The sequence below is a fragment of the Polaribacter sp. Hel1_33_96 genome, assembly GCF_002846595.1.
Lineage (GTDB): Bacteria > Bacteroidota > Bacteroidia > Flavobacteriales > Flavobacteriaceae > Polaribacter.
This window is the reverse complement of the sequence record NZ_PJMV01000001.1, coordinates 439,619-464,522: the sequence shown is the minus strand read 5'-3', so window position 1 is coordinate 464,522 and position 24,904 is coordinate 439,619. Positions and strand designations below refer to the sequence as shown.

General features: G+C 31.0%; 26 protein-coding genes and 1 tRNA gene. 12 read left to right on the top strand and 15 right to left on the bottom strand.

Annotated elements, in window-relative coordinates; genetic code table 11:
* Nucleotides 1–15: 15 nt before the first annotated feature.
* The 3 genes from ATE90_RS02095 to ATE90_RS02085 form a co-directional block, all read right to left on the bottom strand.
* A complete protein-coding gene (locus tag ATE90_RS02095; RefSeq protein ID WP_036783347.1) occupies nt 16–846 on the bottom strand; it encodes a GLPGLI family protein in 831 nt (276 codons plus the stop codon).
* Between the two features lie 112 nt (nt 847–958).
* Nucleotides 959–1,792 (bottom strand): GLPGLI family protein, encoded by an 834-nt coding sequence (locus tag ATE90_RS02090; protein WP_036783344.1) that lies wholly within the window; start codon nt 1,790–1,792, stop codon nt 959–961.
* Between the two features lie 8 nt (nt 1,793–1,800).
* Entirely contained in the window at nt 1,801–2,157 is a 357-nt protein-coding gene (locus ATE90_RS02085; RefSeq protein ID WP_036783342.1) for a hypothetical protein, read from the bottom strand.
* Between the two features lie 120 nt (nt 2,158–2,277).
* Between ATE90_RS02085 and ATE90_RS02080 the strand changes: the two genes are divergently transcribed.
* The 4 genes from ATE90_RS02080 (at nt 2,278) to ATE90_RS13770 (ending at nt 5,380) form a co-directional block, all read left to right on the top strand.
* On the top strand, nt 2,278–3,840 hold the full coding sequence (locus ATE90_RS02080) for a sensor histidine kinase (RefSeq protein ID WP_101450697.1): 1,563 nt from the start codon (nt 2,278–2,280) through the stop codon (nt 3,838–3,840).
* Nucleotides 3,833–4,510 (top strand): response regulator transcription factor, encoded by a 678-nt coding sequence (locus tag ATE90_RS02075; RefSeq protein WP_036783337.1) that lies wholly within the window; start codon nt 3,833–3,835, stop codon nt 4,508–4,510. Before ATE90_RS02080 ends, ATE90_RS02075 begins: the two co-directional genes overlap by 8 nt.
* Before the next feature lie 64 nt (nt 4,511–4,574).
* Nucleotides 4,575–5,189 (top strand): deoxynucleoside kinase, encoded by a 615-nt coding sequence (locus tag ATE90_RS02070; protein WP_036783334.1) that lies wholly within the window; start codon nt 4,575–4,577, stop codon nt 5,187–5,189.
* Between the two features lie 68 nt (nt 5,190–5,257).
* Complete coding sequence (locus ATE90_RS13770; RefSeq protein ID WP_297799343.1) at nt 5,258–5,380, top strand: hypothetical protein; 123 nt, start codon at nt 5,258–5,260, stop codon at nt 5,378–5,380.
* Between the two features lie 472 nt (nt 5,381–5,852).
* Here the strand turns inward: ATE90_RS13770 and ATE90_RS02065 are convergent, their stop codons facing one another.
* Complete coding sequence (locus tag ATE90_RS02065; protein ID WP_036783330.1) at nt 5,853–6,422, bottom strand: RNA polymerase sigma factor; 570 nt, start codon at nt 6,420–6,422, stop codon at nt 5,853–5,855.
* A 213-nt stretch (nt 6,423–6,635) separates the two neighbouring features.
* Here ATE90_RS02065 and ATE90_RS02060 point away from each other — a divergent pair, with 213 nt between their 5' ends.
* From ATE90_RS02060 to ATE90_RS02045, 4 genes are all read left to right on the top strand, one after another.
* The gene (locus tag ATE90_RS02060) at nt 6,636–7,499 is read left to right on the top strand and encodes a sigma-70 family RNA polymerase sigma factor (RefSeq protein ID WP_036783327.1); all 864 of its coding nucleotides are present in this window, start codon (nt 6,636–6,638) and stop codon (nt 7,497–7,499) included.
* Between the two features lie 103 nt (nt 7,500–7,602).
* Nucleotides 7,603–8,259, top strand: a complete 657-nt coding sequence (rpe, locus tag ATE90_RS02055) for a ribulose-phosphate 3-epimerase (RefSeq protein WP_036783324.1) — start codon at nt 7,603–7,605, stop codon at nt 8,257–8,259.
* Complete coding sequence (locus tag ATE90_RS02050; protein WP_101450695.1) at nt 8,260–9,648, top strand: exonuclease domain-containing protein; 1,389 nt, start codon at nt 8,260–8,262, stop codon at nt 9,646–9,648.
* The gene (locus tag ATE90_RS02045) at nt 9,629–10,909 is read left to right on the top strand and encodes an FAD-dependent oxidoreductase (RefSeq protein WP_036783317.1); all 1,281 of its coding nucleotides are present in this window, start codon (nt 9,629–9,631) and stop codon (nt 10,907–10,909) included. Before ATE90_RS02050 ends, ATE90_RS02045 begins: the two co-directional genes overlap by 20 nt.
* Before the next feature lie 159 nt (nt 10,910–11,068).
* On the opposite strand, the gene ATE90_RS02040 is transcribed toward ATE90_RS02045, so the two are convergent.
* The 10 genes from ATE90_RS02040 to ATE90_RS01995 form a co-directional block, all read right to left on the bottom strand.
* Nucleotides 11,069–11,485, bottom strand: coding sequence for a CBS domain-containing protein (locus ATE90_RS02040; RefSeq protein WP_036783314.1), 417 nt, complete (start codon nt 11,483–11,485; stop codon nt 11,069–11,071).
* A gap of 170 nt (nt 11,486–11,655) precedes the next feature.
* A tRNA-Arg gene (locus tag ATE90_RS02035) sits at nt 11,656–11,732 on the bottom strand.
* 36 nt (nt 11,733–11,768) lie between these two features.
* Nucleotides 11,769–12,218, bottom strand: coding sequence for a GatB/YqeY domain-containing protein (locus ATE90_RS02030; protein WP_036783312.1), 450 nt, complete (start codon nt 12,216–12,218; stop codon nt 11,769–11,771).
* Between the two features lie 41 nt (nt 12,219–12,259).
* Nucleotides 12,260–12,709 (bottom strand): retropepsin-like aspartic protease, encoded by a 450-nt coding sequence (locus ATE90_RS02025; RefSeq protein WP_036788024.1) that lies wholly within the window; start codon nt 12,707–12,709, stop codon nt 12,260–12,262.
* 97 nt (nt 12,710–12,806) lie between these two features.
* Nucleotides 12,807–14,117: an NADH:ubiquinone reductase (Na(+)-transporting) subunit F gene (gene nqrF / locus ATE90_RS02020; protein WP_036783310.1), complete on the bottom strand. Its 1,311-nt coding sequence runs from the start codon at nt 14,115–14,117 to the stop codon at nt 12,807–12,809.
* 1 nt (nt 14,118) lies between these two features.
* On the bottom strand, nt 14,119–14,844 hold the full coding sequence (gene nqrE / locus ATE90_RS02015; protein ID WP_081958134.1) for an NADH:ubiquinone reductase (Na(+)-transporting) subunit E: 726 nt from the start codon (nt 14,842–14,844) through the stop codon (nt 14,119–14,121).
* Between the two features lie 80 nt (nt 14,845–14,924).
* Entirely contained in the window at nt 14,925–15,578 is a 654-nt protein-coding gene (locus ATE90_RS02010; protein WP_036783304.1) for an NADH:ubiquinone reductase (Na(+)-transporting) subunit D, read from the bottom strand.
* 3 nt (nt 15,579–15,581) lie between these two features.
* Nucleotides 15,582–16,331: a Na(+)-translocating NADH-quinone reductase subunit C gene (locus ATE90_RS02005; RefSeq protein ID WP_036783301.1), complete on the bottom strand. Its 750-nt coding sequence runs from the start codon at nt 16,329–16,331 to the stop codon at nt 15,582–15,584.
* Nucleotides 16,332–16,333: 2 nt separating this feature from the next.
* Nucleotides 16,334–17,533, bottom strand: coding sequence for an NADH:ubiquinone reductase (Na(+)-transporting) subunit B (locus ATE90_RS02000; RefSeq protein ID WP_036783298.1), 1,200 nt, complete (start codon nt 17,531–17,533; stop codon nt 16,334–16,336).
* A 4-nt stretch (nt 17,534–17,537) separates the two neighbouring features.
* On the bottom strand, nt 17,538–18,887 hold the full coding sequence (locus ATE90_RS01995; protein WP_036783295.1) for a Na(+)-translocating NADH-quinone reductase subunit A: 1,350 nt from the start codon (nt 18,885–18,887) through the stop codon (nt 17,538–17,540).
* 676 nt (nt 18,888–19,563) lie between these two features.
* On the opposite strand from ATE90_RS01995, the gene ATE90_RS01990 reads away from it, so the two are divergent.
* From ATE90_RS01990 to ATE90_RS01980, 3 genes are read left to right on the top strand one after another with little or no spacing between them, the layout of a single operon-like run.
* Nucleotides 19,564–20,778 carry a DUF5103 domain-containing protein gene (locus ATE90_RS01990; protein ID WP_036783292.1) on the top strand — a complete coding sequence of 405 codons (1,215 nt, stop codon included), beginning with the start codon at nt 19,564–19,566 and terminating at the stop codon, nt 20,776–20,778.
* 50 nt (nt 20,779–20,828) lie between these two features.
* Nucleotides 20,829–21,215 carry a Co2+/Mg2+ efflux protein ApaG gene (apaG, locus tag ATE90_RS01985; RefSeq protein WP_036783289.1) on the top strand — a complete coding sequence of 129 codons (387 nt, stop codon included), beginning with the start codon at nt 20,829–20,831 and terminating at the stop codon, nt 21,213–21,215.
* Nucleotides 21,170–22,336: a DUF3667 domain-containing protein gene (locus tag ATE90_RS01980; RefSeq protein WP_081958133.1), complete on the top strand. Its 1,167-nt coding sequence runs from the start codon at nt 21,170–21,172 to the stop codon at nt 22,334–22,336. Before apaG ends, ATE90_RS01980 begins: the two co-directional genes overlap by 46 nt.
* Here the strand turns inward: ATE90_RS01980 and ATE90_RS01975 are convergent.
* Nucleotides 22,302–23,015 carry an NRDE family protein gene (locus tag ATE90_RS01975; protein WP_036783282.1) on the bottom strand — a complete coding sequence of 238 codons (714 nt, stop codon included), beginning with the start codon at nt 23,013–23,015 and terminating at the stop codon, nt 22,302–22,304. The genes ATE90_RS01980 and ATE90_RS01975 overlap by 35 nt on opposite strands.
* 152 nt (nt 23,016–23,167) lie before the next feature.
* Here ATE90_RS01975 and pruA point away from each other — a divergent pair, with 152 nt between their 5' ends.
* Nucleotides 23,168–24,793 (top strand): L-glutamate gamma-semialdehyde dehydrogenase, encoded by a 1,626-nt coding sequence (gene pruA, locus ATE90_RS01970; RefSeq protein ID WP_101450693.1) that lies wholly within the window; start codon nt 23,168–23,170, stop codon nt 24,791–24,793.
* Nucleotides 24,794–24,904: the final 111 nt, after the last annotated feature.

Below are 24,904 nucleotides of genomic sequence, written 5' to 3'. Positions count from 1 at the left end.
ATTAATTTAGAGTTACTAGAATCTTCTTCCACCTCTTCCTCTACTTTTAAATTGTTCTCTAATTTCTTCCGATTTCTTTTTTACAATTTTGTTGTATTCTTCTCTGTTAACTTCCTTACCCTTGGTTGGTTTCTTAATCTCTATTGTTTCTGCTGGATTCATTACAATTTCTGTGCACAACATCGTTGTTCTTCCCTCATTTATTTCTAAAATTAAACCTGGTAAACCAAAATAAGTTCCTGGTCCTGAGCTTACAGGAATTTGAGGAGTGTACCATGCCGTTACTGCTAACATTTTTACATCTTCTTTTTTATCAACTGTTTCTGTAGAATCTTTCTTTTTACTGTTTCCTCTTCTACTAAACATTTTTCCCCAATCTACTTTGTTATCTACTTTTACCATCGTTGCTTTGTAGCAAGTATATTGGCCAATCTTCTTTGTTTCCATGCCCATTTCCCATTTTGGTTGATCCATCTGCTCAACAACCAAAAACCGTTTGCTAAATTGCTCTACATCTTCAATCATTTCGCGATCTTTCAGATTTTTGTAAATAGACCCCTGACCATTGTTATTACCCCATCTTCGCGCAGTTGTACCAGGAGCATCTAATTTCACATCCTCTTTAAAGGAAGATGCTGTTTTATTGAAACTTAATGTATAGTTTTTTTCTAAAAAATTCTTGAAACGCGCCATCATTTGTTTCTTCTGCTGCTCGCTCATTTGATCACCAAATCGACTCATATCCATCGTAGTTTTAGACATATATGTAGCTTTTCCTTGAAAGTCTTTTTGAGCAAATGTTGTAACAGTAACCATTGCTAATAGGAATGTAAATAGTAATTTCATATTCTTTTATTTTATTTTTCTTCAAAAGTAATCTTAAAAACTAACCCTAAGACTTAAAAAAAACTTAAAAGTTTAATGAATTTGCATAAAAATTAAACATTTCACAAAAATATTACCCTCCAATTTTTATTTCGATTCCTTTTCCATCTCTACTTCTATAACGTTCCATCATTTCTTTTGTTTTTTCTTTTTGAATTTCATCATATTTTTTTTGTGAAACAACCTTGCCTTTTTCCGGTTCTTGAAGCTTAATTTTATCTGCAGGGTTCAAAATAATTTCTGTACATACAATTGTTTTCTTACCATCATTTATCTCTAAAATTAAACCGGGTAAGCCTTGGTAATTTCCAGGGCCGTTGCTAATAGGCACTTGTAATGTATACCAAGCAGTTGTAATTATCTTTTCTTTCTTTTTTTCTTCTTTACTTTCACCATTATCAAAAGTCATTCTAATATTTTCTACTTCTTCTGTAAACGTCGCTTTGTAACAAGTATAATTTCCAATATTTTTTGTTTCTGATGACAATTCCCATTCGTACTCCGTAAGTTCGTCTTTCACTAAAAAACGTTTTCCCATAATTTCTGTTTGATTCGAAAAACGTTTCTCCTTAATATTTTTGAAATAGACACTACCATTTCCAGCACCACCAAAAGACATCAACATAACCCCGGCTCCGCCCACTTGAGGTTTTGGAGCATCTAATTGTATGTCTTCTTTGTAGGTTGACGTTTTTTGATCAAAATTTAAAATAAAAGTTTTCTGATTCATTTTTTGCAATCTCGCCTGAATTTGTTTTTTCATATCATCAGACATCGTTGATTTTTTATCATCACCAAATTTAATATTAGATTTACTGCTTGTTTTATAAATAGCTTTTCCTTCAAAATTTTGAGCATTTGCTGCAAGAGAAATTAAAACGATTAAAACGGATAATTTTACTTTCATAAGATATATTATTTATAGTTTGAGACTAATTTAGAAATTGCTTTTGCTCCTTTTTTCATCTGATGAATCAAAGAATCAATATTTTTTGTTTTCCCACTTACTTTCATAGAAGATTTAAATTTATTTTTAGATTCTGGTAAATCAACCTCAAAAGCAAACTCAATTAAATCCTCTGGTTTGTTCTCTTTAAAAATTTCTTTCATGTCATTCCAATTAATGCCTTTTAGATCTTCCTGAGAATTGACATTATATTTAATAGTGTGTACTGTAAATTTATTCCCCTCTTTATCTACCTTAGAAGAAGCTACTTGAGAAGAAATAGAAAAACAAATTAGTAAAAATGTAGTTGTAAAAAATTGTTTCATAACTATAGTGTTTAAATTAGACACTGCAAATATCTTACATAAAGAACCTTTTCTTAGTTAACGAACGTTAACGAGTGTTAACGCTTTTTATTTATTAAAAAAAGAAATTACCTTTGAAGTATGAATACGCAAAAACATAGATGGATTCTCTATTTAATTGTAATTACAATTATTACTACAATTGCAGTGCAAGCTTATTGGAATTACAAGAATTACGAAGAAAACAAGCGTTTAGTCACCAATGAAATTCAATTAAGTTTAGATAATGCAATTGAAGAATATTATGCTAAAATTGCTAAAAATAAATTTACTACAATTATAGGTTTAACACCAGAATCAGGCGATAGCTTCCTCACCGACAATATTAATTTGGAGATGTTTTCAAAAGACACCAATTTAGCTAAAATGAAAGACTCTGTAAAATCTCATGAAATTAAACCTAGTTTTACTATAGAAAATATTTCTATTAATTTGGATGAAAATTTCACAAAAGTCCAGAAAGACTCGATGGTAACACACTTTAAAGAACTCTTTAATGAAAAACCTAAAATAAAAGCACAAACAGAGGAGAAAGCTTCAAAAATTGCAACTAAAATAAAAAATTTTACAAATAAAAAAAATGCTGATAGTTTACAATTAATTAAGAAATTAAAACCTATTTTTTTCTCCATAACATCGAATGCAATCATTTATAAAGAATTGGATTCTTTGATTAAAAATCAGCTTTTAGAAAAGAAAATTCCGATAGATTATAAAATTAATCATCTAAAAAATGACACGCTCTTTTATGCCTCTAACGATTCTTTACCTATTAAAAAATTCACAAAAAGTCTCTCCTCAAAATCCACCTATGTAAAGAAAAATGAAGAAATTAAATTACGCTATAACCATCTAAACTCAGAAGTTTTAAAAAGAAGTTTTTTTGGTATTACTCTATCACTTTTATTGTCTTTAGCTGTAATTTCTTCTTTGTTTTATTTACTAAAAATTATCAATCAACAAAAAGAATTAGCTACCATTAAAAACGACTTGATAAGCAATATCACGCATGAGTTTAAAACTCCTATTGCTACTATTTCTGCAGCTATTGAAGCAATTAAAAATTTTAATGTTTTAGAAGATAGAGAAAAGACGCATAAATATCTTTCCTTGTCCTCTATTCAGATAAATAAACTAGATCAAATGGTTGAAAAATTATTAGAAACAGCCATGTTAGACAGTGAACAATTAGCACTCAAAAAAGAAAGTATTGATCTAATTGATCTGGCAGAAAGATTGGTTTCTAAACATCAAATATTAACCCATAAAAAGGAACTTTCATTTTCTACAAACTTGCAACCTTGTTATGCAAATGTTGATGTTTTTCATTTCGAAAATGTGATTTCTAATTTGATTGATAATGCTGTAAAGTATGGAGGTGATAAAATTGAAATAAATATAAACTCAACTTTAAACTCGATAGAAATTACAGTAGCTGATAACGGAGTTGGCATTGAAAAAAATCAACAAGAAAAAATATTTGATAAATTTTACAGAGTTCCTAAAGGAAACACGCATGATATTAAAGGTTTCGGAATTGGTCTGTATTATTGCAAAAAAATCATTGAAAAACATGAAGGTAGTATTTCTATTTCTTCGGATAAGAAACAAACTATTTTTAAAATAACGATTCCTAATGAATAAAATAAAAGTGCTTTTAGCAGAAGATGAGGCTAGTTTAGGAATGATTGTAAAAGAGAGTTTAGAATCAAGAGACTTTATTGTCTTTCATGGAGAAAATGGCGAAATAGCTTCAGAAATATATCAAAAAGAAAAACTAGATATTTTGGTTTTAGATGTAATGATGCCTTTAAAAGATGGTTTTACATTAGCAAAAGAAATTAGATTAGAAAACAAAAAAATTCCTATTATCTTTTTAACAGCAAAATCGCAAACTTCAGATGTATTGGAAGGTTTTAATCATGGAGGAAATGATTATTTAAAAAAGCCTTTTTCTATGGAAGAATTAATTGTGAGAATCAAATCTTTATTAAATAGAATTGAAATTAAAACGAATGTTGATGCCATTAAAATAGGTAATTATTCCTTTAACCTAACCAAGCAAACACTTCAAAATTCTTTAGAAATTGAGCAACTTACGCATAGAGAAGCACAACTACTTTTTTATCTTTTTGAAAAGAAAAATGAAGTTTTAGATAGAACTTTTATTCTAAACAAACTTTGGGGAAATGATGATTTCTTTAACGCAAGAAGTATGGATGTTTTTATTAGTAAACTTAGAAAAAAGTTAAAGAAAGATACAAATATTCAAATTATAAATATTAGAGGTTTTGGATATAAATTAATTTGTTAGTCTTTCTGCGCACTATATTTTTCACTACCTTTATAGCTAGTTTTAATTTTAGAATATTTAAAATATGCACGTTGCAATTGCAGGAAATATTGGTGCCGGTAAAACCACACTAACTAGACTTTTAGCCAAACATTATAAATGGAATCCACATTTTGAATCTGTAGATGAAAATCCTTATTTAGACGACTTTTATTCAGAAATGGAGCGTTGGTCTTTTAACTTACAAGTTTATTTCTTGAACAGTCGTTTTCGTCAAATATTAGAATTAAGAGAATCTGGCAAAAATATTATACAAGACAGAACCATTTATGAAGATGCTCATATTTTTGCTCCTAATCTGCATGCAATGGGTCTAATGACCAATAGAGATTACAATAATTATAGTTCTTTGTTCGATTTAATGGAAAACTTGGTTTCTCCTCCAGATTTATTAATCTACTTAAGAGCAGATATTTCTACTTTAGTTGGGCAAATTCATAAACGAGGTAGAGATTATGAAAACTCAATTAGTATTGACTATTTAAGCAGATTAAATGAGCGCTATGAAGCTTGGATTTCTACTTACAAAAAAGGAAAGTTACTAGTAATTGATGTTGATAATTTAGATTTTGTTACAAATCAAGAAGATCTAGGTTATATAATCGATAGAATTGATTCGCAAATTCATGGTTTATTTTAATAAATCAATAGTATAAAAAAGTAAAGAGACCGTTAAGCACGGTCTCTTTTTTTGTGATAAAATCACTCATGATAGTTAGTCCCCCAACTTCCTATCAAATTTTGATAGAGTATAAACTTCATACTTCTATTTTAGATCCTGTAAATGCCTTACTAGGAACTATTATTATCTTATTAAGTGATGATGCCTAAAAACCATCACGATTCATTTCATTTTTTACCTGCTGTTGATGTCTAAAACAATAACGTTTTAATACTATTTATTTAACAAAAAGCAAATACTACCGCGCTAAGATTTTGCAAATATAGTAGATTAATTACTATTCATCTAATATAAAGCACCTTTAGACATAACTTATAGGTTGTCCAAAAAATATTTGGTCAATTCTAAAGAAAAAAGCATACTCCAAACTGCCTTCTTTTCATTGTTTTTCTTCATAAAAAATCTATCATCAGAATAACTACTTTATTTTTTAATTTTGACAAAAAATCAATTTAATAATTCAAATACTTCTACTTAAAAGGTAGCTTTGATATTTGGATATTTTATAAGAAACAATTCAGCTTGTTATTTAAGGAACTTGATTAAATTAAATACGCCCTGGCTCAATAACTTCTGACATCTCATATTGAGGTATAATCTCTTTAAAATAATTACTCTTATTTAAAATTCTTTATATAAGCAAATAACTTTTTGCTTAGCTCTCTTTACACGCATTTTCACAGCACTTTCACCAATTTCTAACTTTTCAGAAATTTCTTTAATACTCAAATCATCTTGATACTTCATTAACAGAATCATTCGCTCTTTTGCCGCTATTAAAGCCAATACTCTTTCTGATTTTTCTGACTTTAACTGAAACAATTTTGTATCATCTGTATCTTCAGAAGCATCCTCTTCTTTTATTTGACTTGTAACTAGTGTCACTTTTTCTTTCTTCTTATATTCATTTCTTTGCACATAATTTACACAAAAATTATAAGTAAATGAATACAACCAAGTAGAAAACTTAGAATTTCCTTTAAATGTTTTAAGTTTTGTAAATAAACGAATAAAAACATCGTGTGTTAAATCTTCTGCTTCCTCTTTATTTTTAGAAAAACCATAACATCTATTATAAATTGCTTTATAAAACCTACCATACAATAAGGCGAGTAATTGACAACTATTTGTTTCAACTATTTTAAAAACCAATTCTTCGTCTGTAAAGTTATAAGCACTAATAGATTTCACAATTCATTCTACTTTATACACAAAAGAAAGAAATAAGTCACGTGCGTATTAAAAAATAAGTTAAACTGTAGTTTTGAATCGATGGAAAGGCTATTTGTCACTTTTAAGAAAAAAAATAAAAAAGTTTACAACTTTTGTAACATTTATAAAAGTTCTTACGTATAATGAATTGTAGCAATTACATTAATCCTTTAAAAAGTAATAGAGAATTAGATGAGACAACTTAAAATCACCAAGCAGGTTACCAATAGAGAAACTGCATCATTAGACAAGTATTTACAAGAAATTGGTAAAGTAGATTTAATTACTGCTGATGAAGAAGTAGAATTAGCACAGCTTATTAAAGCTGGTGATCAAAGAGCGTTAGAAAAATTAACGAAAGCCAACTTAAGATTTGTTGTATCTGTTGCTAAACAGTATCAAAATCAAGGATTAACACTACCCGATTTAATAAACGAAGGAAATTTAGGTTTAATTAAAGCAGCAAAACGTTTTGATGAAACGAGAGGTTTTAAATTTATATCCTATGCGGTTTGGTGGATTCGTCAATCTATCTTACAAGCATTAGCAGAACAATCTAGAATTGTACGTTTACCGTTAAATAAAATTGGTTCTATCAATAAAATTAACAAAATGTATGCTTTCTTAGAGCAAGAAAATGAGCGCCCACCAAGTGCTGAAGAAATTGCTAAGAAATTAGACATGACTGTTAATGATGTAAAAGAATCTATGAAGAATTCTGGACGTCACGTATCTATGGATGCACCATTGATTGAAGGAGAAGATTCTAATTTGTATGATGTATTGAATTCTGGAGAATCTCCAAATCCTGATAAAGTTTTATTACATGAATCTTTACGAATTGAGATTAACAGAGCACTAGAAACATTAACGCCGCGTGAAGCAGATGTTGTAAAACTATACTTTGGTTTAGGAGAACACCAACCAATGACATTAGAAGAAATTGGTGAAACGTTTGATTTAACTCGAGAACGTGTCCGTCAAATTAAAGAAAAAGCAATTAGAAGATTAAAACATACGTCTAGAAGTAAAATTTTAATGACGTACCTTGGGTAGTCATTATTGTAAATAAAACTTGTAAAACTCTCGAATTTAATTCGGGAGTTTTTTATTTTATATCCCTATTTTTACAACAACAATAAAACACAACAACAAACTAATGAGTAATTTAATTGCACCTTCAATTTTAGCGGCAGATTTTGCCAATTTACAGAGAGACATCGAAATGATCAATAACAGTGAAGCAGATTGGTTTCATATTGATATTATGGACGGTGTTTTTGTGCCTAATATTTCATTTGGAATGCCTGTTTTAAAAGCAATTACCAAACACGCTAAAAAAACAATTGACGTACATTTAATGATTGTAAATCCTGATCAATACATTCAAACATTTGCAGATTTAGGAGCTACTATTTTAACCGTACATTATGAAGCGTGTACGCATTTACACAGAACGATACAATCCATAAAAGCTGCAGGAATGAAAGCAGGTGTTGCTTTAAACCCTCACACACCGATTGCAGTTTTAGAAGATGTAATTTCTGAATTAGACTTGGTTTGCATCATGAGTGTAAATCCGGGTTTTGGAGGACAATCTTTTATTGAAAACACGTACAAAAAAGTAAGTCAATTAAGACACTTAATAGATTTTACGAAATCTGATTGTCAAATAGAAATTGACGGCGGAGTTACAGATAAAAACGCAAATGCTTTAATTGAAGCTGGGGCGAATGTTCTGGTTGCTGGAAGTTATGTTTTTGGTGCAGAAAACCCTACTGAAACTATTGCTGACTTAAAAAACTTAATTGCCTAATTGTTATACGCTGTAGTAGATATAGAAACCACCGGAAACGGCTATAAAGGTCAGAAAATAACTGAAATCTCTGCTTTAATTTTCGATGGAAAAAAGATTGTTGATGAATTTACTTCCTTGGTAAATCCTGAACAAAATATTCCAACATTTATTACCAATCTCACAGGCATTACAAATGCCATGGTTAGAAATGCACCCAAGTTTTATGAAGTTGCAAAAAAGGTTGAAGAAATTACAAAAGGCACTATTTTTGTTGCCCATAATGTAAACTTTGACTACAATATAATTCAAGCAGAGTTTAAGAGTCTAGGATACGATTTTAAACGAAAAAAGCTTTGCACTGTTCGCTTAACAAGAAAAATAATTCCGGGATTACCTTCCTATAGTTTAGGTAATATTTGCAGTGGTGAGAATATTTCCATAAATGGAAGGCACCGGGCAAAAGGAGATGCTGAAGCTACGGTTGAATTGTTTAGAAGATTACTTGAAAGAGATGATAATTTCACCATCAATTCTTTTTTAAATCCAAGATCTAGACAAGCAACCTTACCCCCTCTTTTAGATAAAATAGTAGTTGATAAATTACCTGAAACATTTGGCGTTTATTACTTTAAAAATTTAGCAAAGGAAGTTATTTATGTTGGCAAAGCCAATAATATAAAGCAACGGGTTATCAGTCATTTTTATGATAAAAAGAAAAAAGAACAAACCATGTGTTTAGAAACCGCTGATGTCTCTTTTACAAAAACAGGTAGCGAATTACTGGCATTATTACTAGAGTCCTCAGAAATAAAACATATATATCCAAAATTTAACAGAGCTCAAAGAAGAGCAGGAGAAGCCGTTGGTCTATTTTCTTATGAAGATCAAAAAGGAATCATTCATTTGGCGTATAATCGATTAAAATTAGCTCCAAATGCAATCATGAAATACTATTCTGTGGCCGAATGTAGAACTCATTTGGAATCTTTGTGTGCTGAGTTTGAATTGTGTCCCAAATACTGTCATTTACAAACCAATGTTTCTAGCTGCTTTCATTATCAATTAAAAGAATGTAAAGGTATTTGCTGTGATAAGGAAACTGTAGAAAATTATAATGTAAGAGTAAGAGAAGCCATAAAATCGGTTGGCATTGGTGCCGAAAATTTAGTCATCAAAGAAAAAGGTAGAACTAAAAATGAAGTTGGTTTTGCTTTAATTTTAGATGGAATTTACAAAGGAATTGGTTATTTAGATGCATCTCAAGATGAAGTCTTAAAAACTCCAGAAGAGTATCAATTTTTTGTAACACCCAAAAAAGACAATAGAGATGTTCAAAGAATTATTGCTTCTTACCTGAAGAAAAAAGAAAAATTAAAAGCCCTCGAAAATGGAGAAATCAGCATATAAAATACATATCATTGGTGCAGGAATTAGTGGTTTAATAGCAGCACAAGTTTTAGAAAATTATGGTTATCATCCAACAATTATTGAGGCTTCTAGTTCTGTTGGCGGACGTGTAAAATCTGATATTATTGATGGGTACACGTTAGATCATGGTTTTCAAGTATTATTGACTTCTTATCCTGCAGCAAAAAAATATTTAGATTTTGATGCGCTAGAAGTACAAAAATTACTGCCAGGTGCTACCATTTTTAAAAATGGAAAGTCACAAACAATTGGAGATCCTTTGCGTTCTTTTTCTTTATTGTTACCCACACTATTTTCTTCTATTGGATCTTTTTCTGATAAAATAAAAATCCTAAAACTAAATATTCTTTTAAAGAAAAAGAAAATTGATACGATCTTTAAAGAAGATGAAAAAACTACACTTCAATATTTAAAAGGTGTTGGCTTTTCAGAAGAACTGATTCAATCCTTTTTTACACCTTTTTTTAGCGGCATATTTTTAGAACCCAATTTAGAAACTTCAAGCAGAATGTTTGAGTTTGTATATAAAATGTTTGGTGAAGGATTCGCTGTTATTCCAAAAAATGGCATGCAAGCCATCTCAAATCAACTAAAAGAAAATTTAAAAAACACAACCTTTTTATTCAACTCAAAAGTTCAAGAAGTTCAAGATAATCAAATTACTTTAGTTGATACTGCAGCAATTAAAAGCCATATTACTATCATTGCCACAGATGCAAGTCATTTTATTTCTAATCTTAAAAATCAAGAAACAGCTTGGAAAAGTTGTGATACTTTATATTTTGAAACTCCCGTAAAATCGATTAAAAAACCTTTAATTGGTTTAATTGCAGATAAAAATGCTTTCATTAACAATATCTTTTACCCAACGAGTATCAACACAGCAACAAAAGGAAACAAAGAATTACTTTCTGTAACCATAGTAAAAAAGCACCACTTAAAAGAAGATGAATTGATTAAAAAAGTTGAAGAAGAATTATTAAAATACTGTAATATTTTCGAAACAAAATTTTTAAAAAGATATCAAATAAAAAAAGCATTACCCAATATTAAAAATCTAGAATATGAAATTTCTAGTACTGAAACCAAATTAAAATCTACTATATTTTTAGCTGGAGATCAATTACTAAATGGCTCTTTAAATGCGGCAATGATATCAGGAGAAAGAGCGGCAATGGGTGTTATACAAACTTTAGAAGACGGCTTCATTATAGATGAATTAACCTCTGAATATTCTTAAAATTAAAAGAAATCATTTTTATTTTTTTTTGATTTTAGAAGTGTTTCATTTATTTTGTAAATCAAAAAAGCCCATAGATCTTTCTATAATTATTACCAACTAATACAAGAAAAAAAAGATTTTAAAAAAACCTCTCCTCAAGAACTCAATATTTACAAGCTACAATTGCGCTATTAAATAGTTAATTAAATCTGTAGTGGTAACAATACCAACCAACTCGTTATCTTCAACAACTGGTAAGGCATGAAATTCTTTTTTAGATAACAATTCCGCCACTTCTTTAATCGTGGAATTCGGTGCCACCATGAATAAATTTCTAGCCATAACTTGTTGAATAGAAAACATATCATACACAAAGGCATCTATACTAGTTTCATCATCCGAAACATCCGCAAAACTAATTCTTAAAAGATCTGTGTAACTTAACATACCCAGTACAGCTTTATCTTTGACTACAGGAATATGCCTAATTTTATATTTTTTAAATAATTTCTCCGCAGTTTCTAGTCTATCAGCAACATTTAAAGTAACTACCTCTGTTGTCATAATTTCTGATATTGGAGTTGTTCTCTTCATAATATTAGTTTTAATGTTGAACCAAATTTCATAAAAAAGCAGGTATTTAAAGCTGATTTATATCATTTAAGAAAAACTATTTTGGTAGTATCTTACTAAGGATTATTTTTTTCTGCAAATTCTTTAAAACAAAAAAAAGCCTCAAAACATAACGTTTTAAGGCAATTATATGGTGACCCAGAAGGGATTCGAACCCCCAACCATCAGAGCCGAAATCTGACATTCTATCCAGTTGAACTACTGGGCCTAATTTAATTCCTGGAAAAACAGGAATTAATTATATTTAAATCAAATTCTTTTTTACCAATGCAGAAATCGTTTTACCATCTGCTTGACCGGCTAATTGTTTTGAAACCATTCCCATTACTTTACCCATGTCTTTCATTCCTGCTGCACCCATACTTGTAATAGCTTCTAAAACAACTTTTTCAATTGCTTCTTCAGATAATGCTTCTGGTAAAAACTGTTCTAAAATTGCTAATTCAGCCAATTCTGGATCTGCTAAATCTTGTCTATTTTGTTTTATAAAAATAGCTGCACTATCTTTTCTTTGTTTCACTTGTTTCTGGATAATTCTAATTTCCTGCTCATCCGTCAATTCCGCTTGCACACCAGTTTCCGTTTTTGCCAATAGAAAAGCAGATTTTACAGCTCTTAAAGCTTGTAAAGCAATTGTATCTTTTGCTTTCATTGCTTCCTTCATTTTATCCATTACTTGTTTTTGCAAACTCATATTTTCGTTTTTTTAAGATATCAAAGATACACTTCTCCCGTTTATTTTTTTGACTTTTTTAAATACAAAATTTTTTGTTTATAATCTATGAATGCTTTACCACTCTCTAAAATATCAGCGCCTATAATACCGTGAACTTCATTCGCATTATGCTGTGTTAAAGCCTTATTTACGTGTGATAAATTAAACAAAACTAAATGACATTTATTTGTTTTCCAATCCCCAATTTTAAGTGAATTGTTTTCTGACTGTAGCGTCTCCATATCCGTAGCACCTGCACCCGCAGCTTTGGTTTCACTTTCTTGAGCATCCAAATTAAAATATTCAATTCTATCTAAACCTACGCAAGAATTTGAAGCACCGGTGTCTAAAATAAAACGTCCTTTTACACCATTTATTTTCGCTTTTAACTCTAAATGATTAGTAGCAATTCTTTTTAATTTTACTTTAAAATACTTCTTTTTTTTTAATATTTTTTGGATACTTTTCATTCTAAAATTTGAATTACGCTCAAAAATACGATATAAAAAATTCACAAAAAAACCGACACAAAATTGCATCGGTTTTAATATTATAGTGTGAGATTTTCTAACCTCCAAAGTCATCAAAACGAATGTTCTCATCTGCTAAACCAAAATCTTCACCCATTTTTTGAACTGCATTGTTCATTAATGGTGGTCCACAGAAATATAATTCCATATCTTCTGGAGATTCATGATGATTCAAATAGTTTTCGATTACACAATTGTGTATAAACCCAACAAAACCATCTCCTTCAGTGTCATTAATATCTTTCTTCACTTTCCAATTGTCAACATCTAAAGGATCAGACAATGCGATAAAGAATTTAAAATTAGGGAAATCTTTTTCTAAAGCCCTAAAATGCTCGATATAAAACAACTCTGCCTTCGATCTACCTCCGTACCAATAAGTTACTTTTCTTCCTGTTTTCAAAGTTCTGAATAAATGATATAAGTGAGAACGCATTGGTGCCATTCCTGCTCCACCACCTACGTATAACATTTCTGCTTCAGATTCGTTAATGAAAAATTCTCCATAAGGACCAGAGATTACACATTTATCTCCTTTCTTTAAGTTAAAAATATAAGAAGAAGCTACTCCTGGATTTACATCCATCCATCCGCCTTTTGCTCTATCAAAAGGTGGTGTAGCAATACGTACATTTAACATAATTTCTCTTCCTTCTGCTGGATATGAAGCCATAGAGTATGCTCTTTCTACAGTTTCTGCATTTTTCATTACCAATGGTCTCAGTTTAAACTTATCCCATTCTGCTTTAAATTTATCTGGTGTATCGTGCTCTTCTGGATGTGCTGTAATATCCATATCAGCAAACTTTACTTCACAAGGAGGAATTTCAATTTGAATATACCCACCTGCTTTATACCCCATATCTTCTGGGATTTCCACAACAAATTCTTTAATAAATGATGCAACATTATAATTTCTTACTACAGTTGCATCCCATTTCTTAATTCCAAAAATCTCTTCTGGAATAGAAATATCCATATCTTGCTTCACTTTTACTTGACAGGCTAAACGAACTCCTTCTTTTAATTCTTTTCTAGAAAAGTGAGGCGTTTCTGTAGGTAAAGCTTCACCTCCACCAGAGTTTACATGACATTCACATTGAACACAAGAACCTCCACCACCACAAGCTGATGGCAAGAATATTTTTTCTGCACCTAATGTTGTTAAAAGTGTGCTTCCTGAAGCCACTTCAATTTTTCTTTCTCCATTAATAGTCAATGTTACTGGACCTGATGGAGATAATTTTTGTTTTACAAATAATAATAATGTTACTAATAATAACACAATAGCTAAAAACGCTGCTACTGTTGCTATAATAGTTCCTGTAGTACCTGCTGCTAATATCATATTACTGATTGTTTGTATTTGTGTTTTCGGCTATAATTTCTTTAGCGTCTTCTTTTTTTACTTCTTTTACTTTAGCTTCTACTTTTGGCGTTTCTTTCTTTTCTTCATCTCCACCGGTTAACATTCCACCAAAACTCATAAAACCAATGGCCATTAAACCTGTAATGATAAATGTAATTCCTAAACCTCTTAAGGCTGGAGGCACACTTGAGTAACGAATTTTTTCACGAATTGCTGCAATTGCTAAAATTGCTAAAAACCATCCAATTCCAGATCCTACACCATACGTTAATGATAAGGCTAATGTTGGTATTTCTCGCGATTGCATAAATAAACTACCACCTAAAATAGCACAGTTCACTGCAATTAATGGTAAAAATATACCTAATGAATTATACAATGATGGTGAAAATTTCTCAACAATAATTTCTACCAATTGAACCATCGTTGCAATGGTTGCAATAAACATAATAAATGATAAGAAACTTAAATCATAAGCTGCATATTCTTCGCCTAACCAAACCAAAGCGCCTTCTTGCAAAATATATTGATCTAATAACCAGTTTAAAGGCACCGTAACTGCCAATACAAAAATTACAGCAGCACCTAAACCAACAGCAGTTGCTACTTTTTTAGACACGGCCAAGTAAGAACACATCCCTAAAAAGGTTGCGAAAACCATGTTATCTATAAATATCGATTTGAAAAATAATTCTATATGTTCCATATTTTTAAGTTTTCAGTTCCAGATTTTATTTTTTATTTAGCTTTTTACCGCCAATTGTTAACACCTACTGGAAACTAATTCTAGTTTTCTTCTATTAATGCTTTATTTCTACTTCGTTGAATCCAAATAATTAGTCCTACCACAATTAAGGCCATTGGTGATAATAACATGAATCCGTTATTTTCATATCCATATGCATATAGTCCTGATAATTCCCCTGGAATAGGATTCCCTAACACAGGATAACCTAATAAAGTTCCTGCTCCTAAAAGTTCTCTAAAGAAACCTACAATAACTAATATAACTCCGTATCCTAGAGCGTTTCCAATTCCGTCTAAGAAAGATTTCCATGGTCCGTTTCCTAGAGCAAAAGCTTCAAAACGCCCCATAATAATACAGTTCGTTATGATTAACCCTACGAATACAGACAATGTTTTACTTAATTCGTATGCGAATGCTTTTAGCACTAAATCAACAATAATTACTAAAGTTGCAACTACAATTAGCTGTACAATAATTCTAATTTTTGATGGAATAATATTTCTCATTAAAGAAATAACAACATTCCCTAAACCTAGCACAAATAATACAGAAATAGACATTACAATAGAAGCTTCTAGCTCTGCCGTAATTGCCAATGCAGAACAAATACCTAATACTTGAATAGTAATTGGGTTGTTATCTGCTAATGGATCTGTAATTAATTTTGCGTCTTTTTTTGATAAAAGTCCCATAAATTATTTTTTTAATGTTTTAAAATATGGCACATACATTGCCAAGTCTTTCTTTATCATTGCAGAAACACCATCACCAGTAATTGTAGCACCAGCAATTGCATCTACTTCGTAATCTGTTTTATCTTCATTCTTTGGATCATTGTTACCTTTGGCAACTCTAATTCCTTTAAAATCTCCAGATGCTGACAACAAGTGCTCACCAATAAAATCGTCCATGAAATAACGTTGTTTTATGTTTGCACCTAAACCAGGAGTTTCTCCTTTATGATCAAAATAGGCTCCTTGTACAATCATATTTTCATCTAAAGCAACATACCCCCAAATGGCATCCCAAAGTCCTTTTCCTCTTATTGGTGCAACATAAAGAACATCTCCATTTTTATTTTTACCAACAAACAAAGGCAATCTTCTTTGTTTTCCTTGTTTAGCTAAAGTTTGCTGTTTTTTAATATCAATTAAGTAAGCATCTGAATTCTCAACTTCTTTACCTCCTTGAACTTCAATTTGCTTTGTAATGTATTCTGAAAATGCTGCTCCTGCAACGTCTGTAGAAATAAAGTTTGCACTTGTCCCTTCATTCTCATTTACGCCCAACGCGTAAAGGATGTTTTGTTGCTTTTCTATTCTTTTATTCTCGTCAATATTTGGTTTTAATGACGAAGCCATAAAAGCCAACAAAGAACCTACGACCAACACCATAATTATGGCGAAAATCATTGTATAACTGTTACTATCTGTTCTCTTACTCATAATTAGGCAGTTTTAACTTTAGTACGTTTTAATCTTTTCTTTACATTTCCTTGAACCACATAATGGTCTATTGTTGGCGCAAATACATTCATTAGTAAAATTGCTAAAAACACACCTTCAGGATATGCAGGATTAAATACACGAATCATGATAGATATAAAACCTATTAAGAAACCATACATCCATTTTCCTTTATTTGTTTGCGAGCCTGTTACTGGATCAGTAGCCATAAATACGGCTCCAAAAGCCAAACCACCAATCATTAAATGTTCGTACCAAACAGTATTCATTAATCCGTAGAACTTACTAGATTCTGTAATAATATCAGCAGCTACAATTTGATTAAAAATCATTCCCATTACCGCAGCTCCTATGAATGTTGAAAGAATAATTCTCCAACTTCCAATTTTTGTAAAAACTAAGATCGCAGCTCCTAATAAGATTAACAAGGTTGAAGTTTCTCCAATAGAACCTGGTATAAAACCTGCAAATTTATCCCAATTAGAATAAATTACTTCTTGGTTTTGAGCATAACTTCCTAAAATTGTTTCTCCAGAAATAGCATCTGCTGTTCCCGTTCTGTTTACTGCATCATATACCCATACTTTATCTCCAGACATCCAAGTTGGATACGCAAAGAATAAAAATGCTCTAATCGTTAAAGCAGGATTTAAGATATTCATTCCTGTTCCTCCAAATACTTCTTTACCAATAACAACACCAAATACCACTGCAACTGATAACATCCATAACGGTGTGTCTATAGGTACAATTAATGGCACTAACATTCCCGTTACTAAGTATCCTTCTTCTACTTCGTGTCCTTTTATAACTGCGAAAATAAATTCAACTAAAAGTCCCACTCCATAAGAAACAATCACCAATGGTAGTACTTTTATAATTCCAATCCAGAAATTATCAAACGTAAAAAAATTTGCTAATACATTCGTTCTTAAAGAACCATCTATTGCTGCATAGTGTTGATATCCTGCATTGAACATTCCGAACAACAAACAAGGAACCAAAGCCATAATTACAATATTCATTGTACGCTTTAAATCATCTGCTGCCTTGATATGAGTTCCTCCGTGAGTCACTTCATTTGGTAAATATAAAAAGGTATGGATTGCATTAAATGCAGGCGCCATTTTAGTTCCTTTATATTTCTCTTTTAAAATATGTAAGTTTTGTTTTAAGCTCATAACCTTATCCTAATTCTTCTCTCATTAAATCTAAACCTTCACGAATTATTTGCTGGTGAGGTTGTTTAGATACGCAAATAAATTCTGTTAGTGCAAAATCTTCTGGAGCTATTTCATAGCCTCCCAAAGCTTCCATTTCGTCTAAATCTTTATACATAAATGCTTTTAATAATTGCATTGGATAGATATCTAGAGGAAATACATTTTCGTAGGAACCAGTTACTACAAATGCTCTGTGTTCTCCATTTGTATTGGTATTTAAATCGTACTTTTTATTTGGTGTTAACCAAGAAAAAGTTAATGCTCTTGAAGTAGATATTTTATTGAAAATCGGCTTATTCCATCCAAAAAACTCATAATCATCTCCTTCAGGGATTGCTGTAATTTGATTATCATAATAACCAATAAAACCATCTTCTTTAACTTGCACGCCAGACAAAACGTTTCCGCTAATAATTCTTGTGTTGTCATTCTCTAAATTATCAGCTACTAAATCAGCAATATTTGCTCCTGCAATCGCAGTAACATATTGTGGTTTGCTAAATTTAGAACCAGTTAATGCAACAGTTCTTGTAGCATTAAACTTGCCCGTTAATAACAACTCACCAATAATTACTAAATCTTGTGGCGCAATTACCCAAACAACTTCACCTTTATTAATAGGATCAATTTTTGCAATTTGCGTACCTACATTTCCTGAAGGATGTGGCCCTGAAACTTTATGAATTTCAACTCCATTTAATTCACTAAGAGGAGAATTTCCATTTGCACCTATAGAAATATGCACTTTACCTTCCGTAAGTTTAGAAACAGCTGTAATAGCTGCTTGTAATTCTGCTGTTTTACCTGCTAAAGTGAAATCTAAATCTGCAGCTAAAGGAGCACTTGCATAGGCAGAAACAAAAATAGCTTTTGGTGCTTGATTTGGATTTGCAACAATATCATAAGGACGCTGTTTTATAAATGGCCAACAACCTGCATCAAATAAATAATTTTTAACCTCTTCTGCAGACATGTTTTCTGCATCTCTAGTCTCAAAATTTTTATATGCTTGTTTTGCATCAGCAGCAATTTTCACTGTTAACACTTTTCTTCTTGCTCCACGAATCACCTCCACAACTTTGCCAGAAACAGGACTAGGAAATAAAATGCGTTCGTCACTTTTTGAATAAAAAAGTGTATCTCCTGCTTTTACTTTAGTTCCTTCTTTGGCAACAAGTTTGGGTGTAATTCCATGAAAATTTTCTGGCTTAACCGCATAAACACTACTCAAAGAAATAGCTTTCGTTGTTTTTTCTGCACCGCCAATAAGCTTAATATCTAAGCCTTTTTTAATACGAATGTCTTTTGACATAGTAATTTGGAATTGTTAGTTATCTTAAAAAATCATGCAAATTTAATGTTTTTGCTAATTGTGACAGATATAATTCAGCTGTTATCTCTACCTATTATTATTATTTATAATAATTCTAAATAAATGATTTTAAAGAAATCGTTGGGTTTATTTTAAAAAAAAGCCTCAACTGTAAATGAGGCTTAAGTAGAATAGTTTAGAAAAAACTCAAAATTTACAACTTTCAGCAATAAATAAATCAGTTAAAAATTTGCTGCATTTTTTAATTTAAAAAAATCTCTTTAAGATTGAATACCTGCCTCTTAGGCAGTTATTTGAGAAGTAAGTAATCGCTAAAATAGTAAGCTTCATATATTTCTATATTAGAGTGAAGATAGGTCGTTTTTATTTAGAAATACTACTTGCATTTGTGATACAAAAACTTATATCGCAAATCTTCCACTTTAAATACTTTAAGAAGTATGCAGACATTTACGAGTTTGGCTTTGCCTGGTCTGCAATTTCAAGAACTACTTTATAGCCCTTACTCCATAATATTTTCGTCTATCTAACTACTTTATTTTAATCTTTAGCGGCATCTTTTGTTAATTAAACCATAAAACCTAACAAAGAAGTGTTATCACAAGTGTCTTTAAAGTGCTAAATTCAGTACTTTTACAAAGTATAAAAGAAAAATATGCATCAAAAAATATTCCTTGCTTTCTTGTTTTTTACAATTAGTTTTTTTGCACAAAACATAAAATCTATTCAATTAAGACCCTTACAAGAAAACAACTATTCATCTATTGTGCCTTTAGGTACCATTTTAGAATTGTCTTTTGATGATTTGGATGCAGATAGTAAAGACTACCAATATAAAATAGAACACATGACGCATGATTGGCAAAAAAGCAGATTGCTTTCTAGTCAGTTTATAGATGGTTTTGATCAGAATTCAATTATAAATGTGACCAATTCTTTTAACACCTTTCAGAATTACACACATTATGAGGTGAAAATTCCGAATGTAAATTCTATTATCACCAAAAGCGGAAATTATTTAGTTTCTATCTTAAATGATGACGATGAAGTTGTTTTTTCTAGAAAACTTGTTCTCTATGAAAATGCAGCAACCATTGGAGTTGCAGTTTCTAGGAGCAGAAACACGAAAACAAGAGATACGCAACAAACCGTTGAATTTACAGTAAATCATCCAAACCTTAGAATCAACAACCCTTCTCAAGAAGTGCATATTGCTCTGCTAAAAAATGAAAATTGGAATGAAAAAATTACCAATTTACAGCCAACTTTTTTTCAACAAAATCAGTTAAAATACACCTACGCGAACAAAACTAATTTTTGGGGAGGAAATGAATATTTAAATTTTGACAGTAAACTCATCAGAAATAAAAGTTTGAATGTGGTTAAAATAGACATGAAGAATGTTTTTCATCATTACTTATACCCTTCTACCTACAAGCCGAATAGAAGTTACACATACAACCCAGATATTAATGGCCAATTTGTGATAAGAACTTTAGATGCAAATGACACAAACACAGAGGCAGATTATGCCATGATGCATTTTACTTTATATGCAGACACACCAATTGCCAATAAAGACGTTTATATCTATGGCGCTTTTAATAATTTTAAAATTGAAGATGAAAATAAACTTTTTTACAATTTTGAAACCTCTAGCTATCAAGGACAAATTTTACTAAAACAAGGTTTTTACAATTATACCTTTGCCACGGTTGACGAGAACCAACAAGTAGATACGAACCAAATTAATGGTACTTTTTTTCAAACTGAAAACCAATATACAGTAATCGTATATTACAAACCTTTTGGTGGTTTGTACGATAGAGTGATTGGTATTGGCGCTGGTTTTTACAATCAAAATAGGTAACTAAAAATTTTGATTTGCAGTCTTTAATCTAAAAAGCTATATTTACTGCAATGGTTCAACAAATTACAAAAGGAATTAAAATTTCTGTAAAAACAAAATATAATGGCACAAGCTATAGAAATAATAGGTTGTATTATACTTTTGTTTACTTTATAACCATTGAAAATAAATCATCAGAAACGTTGCAATTAACAGATCGTTTTTGGAAAATTTTTGATTCGTTGAATACTACCGAACTTGTAAAAGGAGAAGGAGTTGTTGGGCAAACTCCTATATTAAATCCCAATGATAATTACACTTACAGTTCTGGGTGTTTTTTAGAATCTACAATGGGCGCCATGAAAGGGTATTATACCATGAAAAACATAGAAACTTTAGAAGAGTTTAAAGTATACATACCAACTTTTCAACTTGCAACACCAGTATTATCAAACTAAAAAAAATAAAAAATAAAGTAGCAAAAATTAAAGATCCTGCATGTTTAAATTGTGGGCATCCATTTTATGGCCAAGAAAAATTCTGCCCAGAGTGCGGCCAAGCAAATAAAGGAAACAACATTACTTTTAAAAGTTTTATTCATGAAGTTTTTAATGGATTTTTCAATTTTGATGCAAAATTCTGGAATACAATAATTCCGCTTTTAATAAAACCTGGTAAAGTTTCTAAAGAGTATGTGGATGGCAAAAGACAGCGCTACTCCAATCCTTTTCAGTTTTATTTAACCGTTTCTATCCTTTTCTTTTTAATCTTAGGACTTTCTAAAAACATTGATAAATTTAAAGAACTTAAAAACGGCACTGAACAAAAGCAATCGAAAATTATTTCTTTTGATACTGATCAAGCAGTAAAGAATGTAGATATAGACTCCTTAAAAAACGCTGTTAATACCGAACTTAAAAACTCTTGGATTCCTATAGATTCTGTAAAAAGAAAAAAAATTATAGACCAAGTAGCAGAAAAAGCAAAAGACTCTACAAAATCGATCAGTACAACCGGAAATAAAATTGACTTTGCAGGGCTTCCAATTGCTGATTATTTAGAATTTCAAAAAAAACACCCTAAAACAAGTATCGATGCTGCTTTAGATAGCCTTCAAAAAGAAAAAACATTTTTCAATAGGTTTTTATACAACAGAGCAAAAGTGATCAATTCTTTGACTACTGAAGGAGAAAGTCAAGAACAATTTAGCAACCAATTGCTATCCTATATTTCCATAGCACTATTTGTATTTTTACCCTTTTTTACCTTATTTTTAAAGTTGTTTTACATTAGAAGAAAATACACGTATGTAGACCATTTAGTCCTGGTATTTCATACGCAAACCGTATTTTTTATGCTTTTATCTATTTACTTTTTATTAGAACTCTTTGGGGCTACACCTCAATTATGGATTTTTGCAGTCCTCTTTTTAATGTATCTTTTGATTGCCATGCGCAAGTTTTACCAACAAGGTTATTTTAAAACTTTTATAAAATTTACACTCCTAAACTTTACCTATATTTTTATTTCTATTTTCGGGGTTGTTATTGTTGGCTTAATTTCTTTTGCACTCTTTTAGTTGTTCTTACATCTAAATAAGTCATTTCTATGTTGGATGCTATTTTTTTTACCGAAGTTATACTCACCGTTTCTACAAAAGCTCTTTTCATTTTAAGCGAAATTTCTGTATTTCCTAAGTTTTCATTTTGATGAAAGTCAACAATTTTTTCTTGCTGAAAGACATCATTTTTTGCTAACCAATCAGAAAACCATTCTTTTCTTAAGACTTTCATTTCTTCGGTATATAAAGAAGATGAAGACCAAATTTTAGGCTCCTCTGCTAGTTTTTTAAAATGTTTTTTAATGCCGTCCCAAACCAATTCATAAGCTTCTAATTGCAAATGATAATCAATCAAAATCAATGTAAACGGTTCTATATCTGTAAAATCAAAATTGTTAATATAAGCAACCCCATTATCTGTAGAAAGGATTTTTTTTACAATAACACCTCTACTTATCTTGTAATAACGATTTCTTGTATGGTTTTTAAATCCGCCATTTAGCAAACAAACCAATCTATTTTTTGTACTTGCACCAATCCAAGTTCCTCCTGCTAAAGCATCTTTCGGGTATGTTAATTCTACACCATTTTCTTTATAGGTCTCTAGTGGTATTGTTTTTCTTAGTGGCGTTTCATCACGATTAGAGGTTAAAATAAAATTATTATTGCCTAAAGGAAGATAGGTTACCGTGCACATATATCATTTAATTATTTATTAAAAATAGTGTTTTTTAATATAATTATTGAATTTACTTTAACAAAAGACATCAAAAATCAACTAAATTTATTGAAACAAAAATTGTAACTTTGACACTCAAAATTAGAGATTAAAACTTAAAAACACATAAAATGGCAAGAGGATTTTTTAATGTTCCAGAAGCGGTTAATGAACCAGTAAAAGGGTACGCTCCAGGTTCTCCTGAAAGAACAGAATTATTAGCTACTTACAAAGAAATGTTTAACCGCAATATTGATGTGCCAATGCATATTAATGGCGAAGAAGTTAGAACAGGAAATACAAAGAATATTACACCTCCACATGACCACAAACATGTTGTTGGACAATATCATACTGCAGACAAATCTCATGTAGATACTGCAATTGCTACTGCTTTAGCGGCAAGAGAAGCATGGTCTAGCGTAAGTTGGATGGAAAGAGCTTCTATTTTCTTAAAAGCTGCTGAATTATTAGCAGGACCTTACAGAGCGAGAATGAATGCGGCTACAATGATTGCACAATCTAAAAACGTTCATCAAGCAGAAATTGATGCGGCTTGTGAAATGATTGATTTCTTCCGTTTCAATGTACAATATTTAACAGATATATTTAAAGATCAACCAGCATCTGCTCCAGGAATTTGGAACCGAGTTGAGTATAGACCGCTAGAAGGATTTGTATATGCCATTACACCTTTTAACTTTACCTCTATTGCTGCAAATTTAGTTGCTGCCCCAGCTTTAATGGGAAATGTTGTGGTATGGAAACCCTCTGATCATCAAGCATATTCTGCTCAAGTAATTGTAGATTTGTTTAAAGAAGCTGGTTTGCCTGATGGTGTAATAAATGTAGTTTACGGAGATCCTGTGATGATTACCGATACTGTATTTGCTTCTCCAGATTTCTCTGGATTACACTTTACAGGATCTACGCATGTATTTAAAAACTTATGGAAACAAATAGGAAATAATATCCACAACTATAAAACATATCCAAGAATTGTTGGAGAAACTGGTGGTAAAGACTTTATCTGGGCGCATAATTCTGCCAACCCTCTGCAAGTTGCAACAGGAATTACAAGAGGTGCTTTTGAATTTCAAGGTCAAAAATGTTCTGCTGCATCACGTGCATTTATTCCTGCATCCATGTGGGAAGAAGTAAAAGGGCATTTAATTGCACAAGCAAATGAAATAAAAATGGGTTCTCCAGAAGATCCATCAAACTACGTAAATGCAGTTATACACGAAGGTTCTTTTGATAAAATTGCAAGCTTTTTAGACGCTGCTAAAACGGATCCTGATGCAGATATTATCATTGGGGGTGGTCACGATAAATCTGTTGGATACTTCATAGAACCAACCGTTATTGTAGCTAAAGATCCAATGTACAAAACAATGTGTACAGAATTGTTCGGCCCTGTTATGACAATCTATGTATACGAAGATGCTGCATGGGAAGCTTCTTTAAAATTAGTAGATGAATCTACTGAATATGCTTTAACAGGAGCAATCTTTTCTACAGATAGATATATTGTTGAAAAAGCATCTAAAGCATTAGAAAATGCAGCGGGAAATTTCTACATCAACGACAAACCAACAGGAGCAGTTGTTGGTCAGCAACCATTTGGAGGCGCAAGAGCTTCTGGAACAAATGATAAAGCTGGTTCTGCACAAAATTTATTACGCTGGACTTCTGTTCGTTTAATTAAAGAAACTTTTGTAACACCAACAGATTATAAATATCCTTTTTTAGGATAATACTATTGTTTATGCATACAAAAAGCCTCATCTTCATAAGATGAGGCTTTTTTTTTATTCTTAACCCTATCATTTCTCTCGCAAGATTAAATACCAAGATTTTGTATCTTT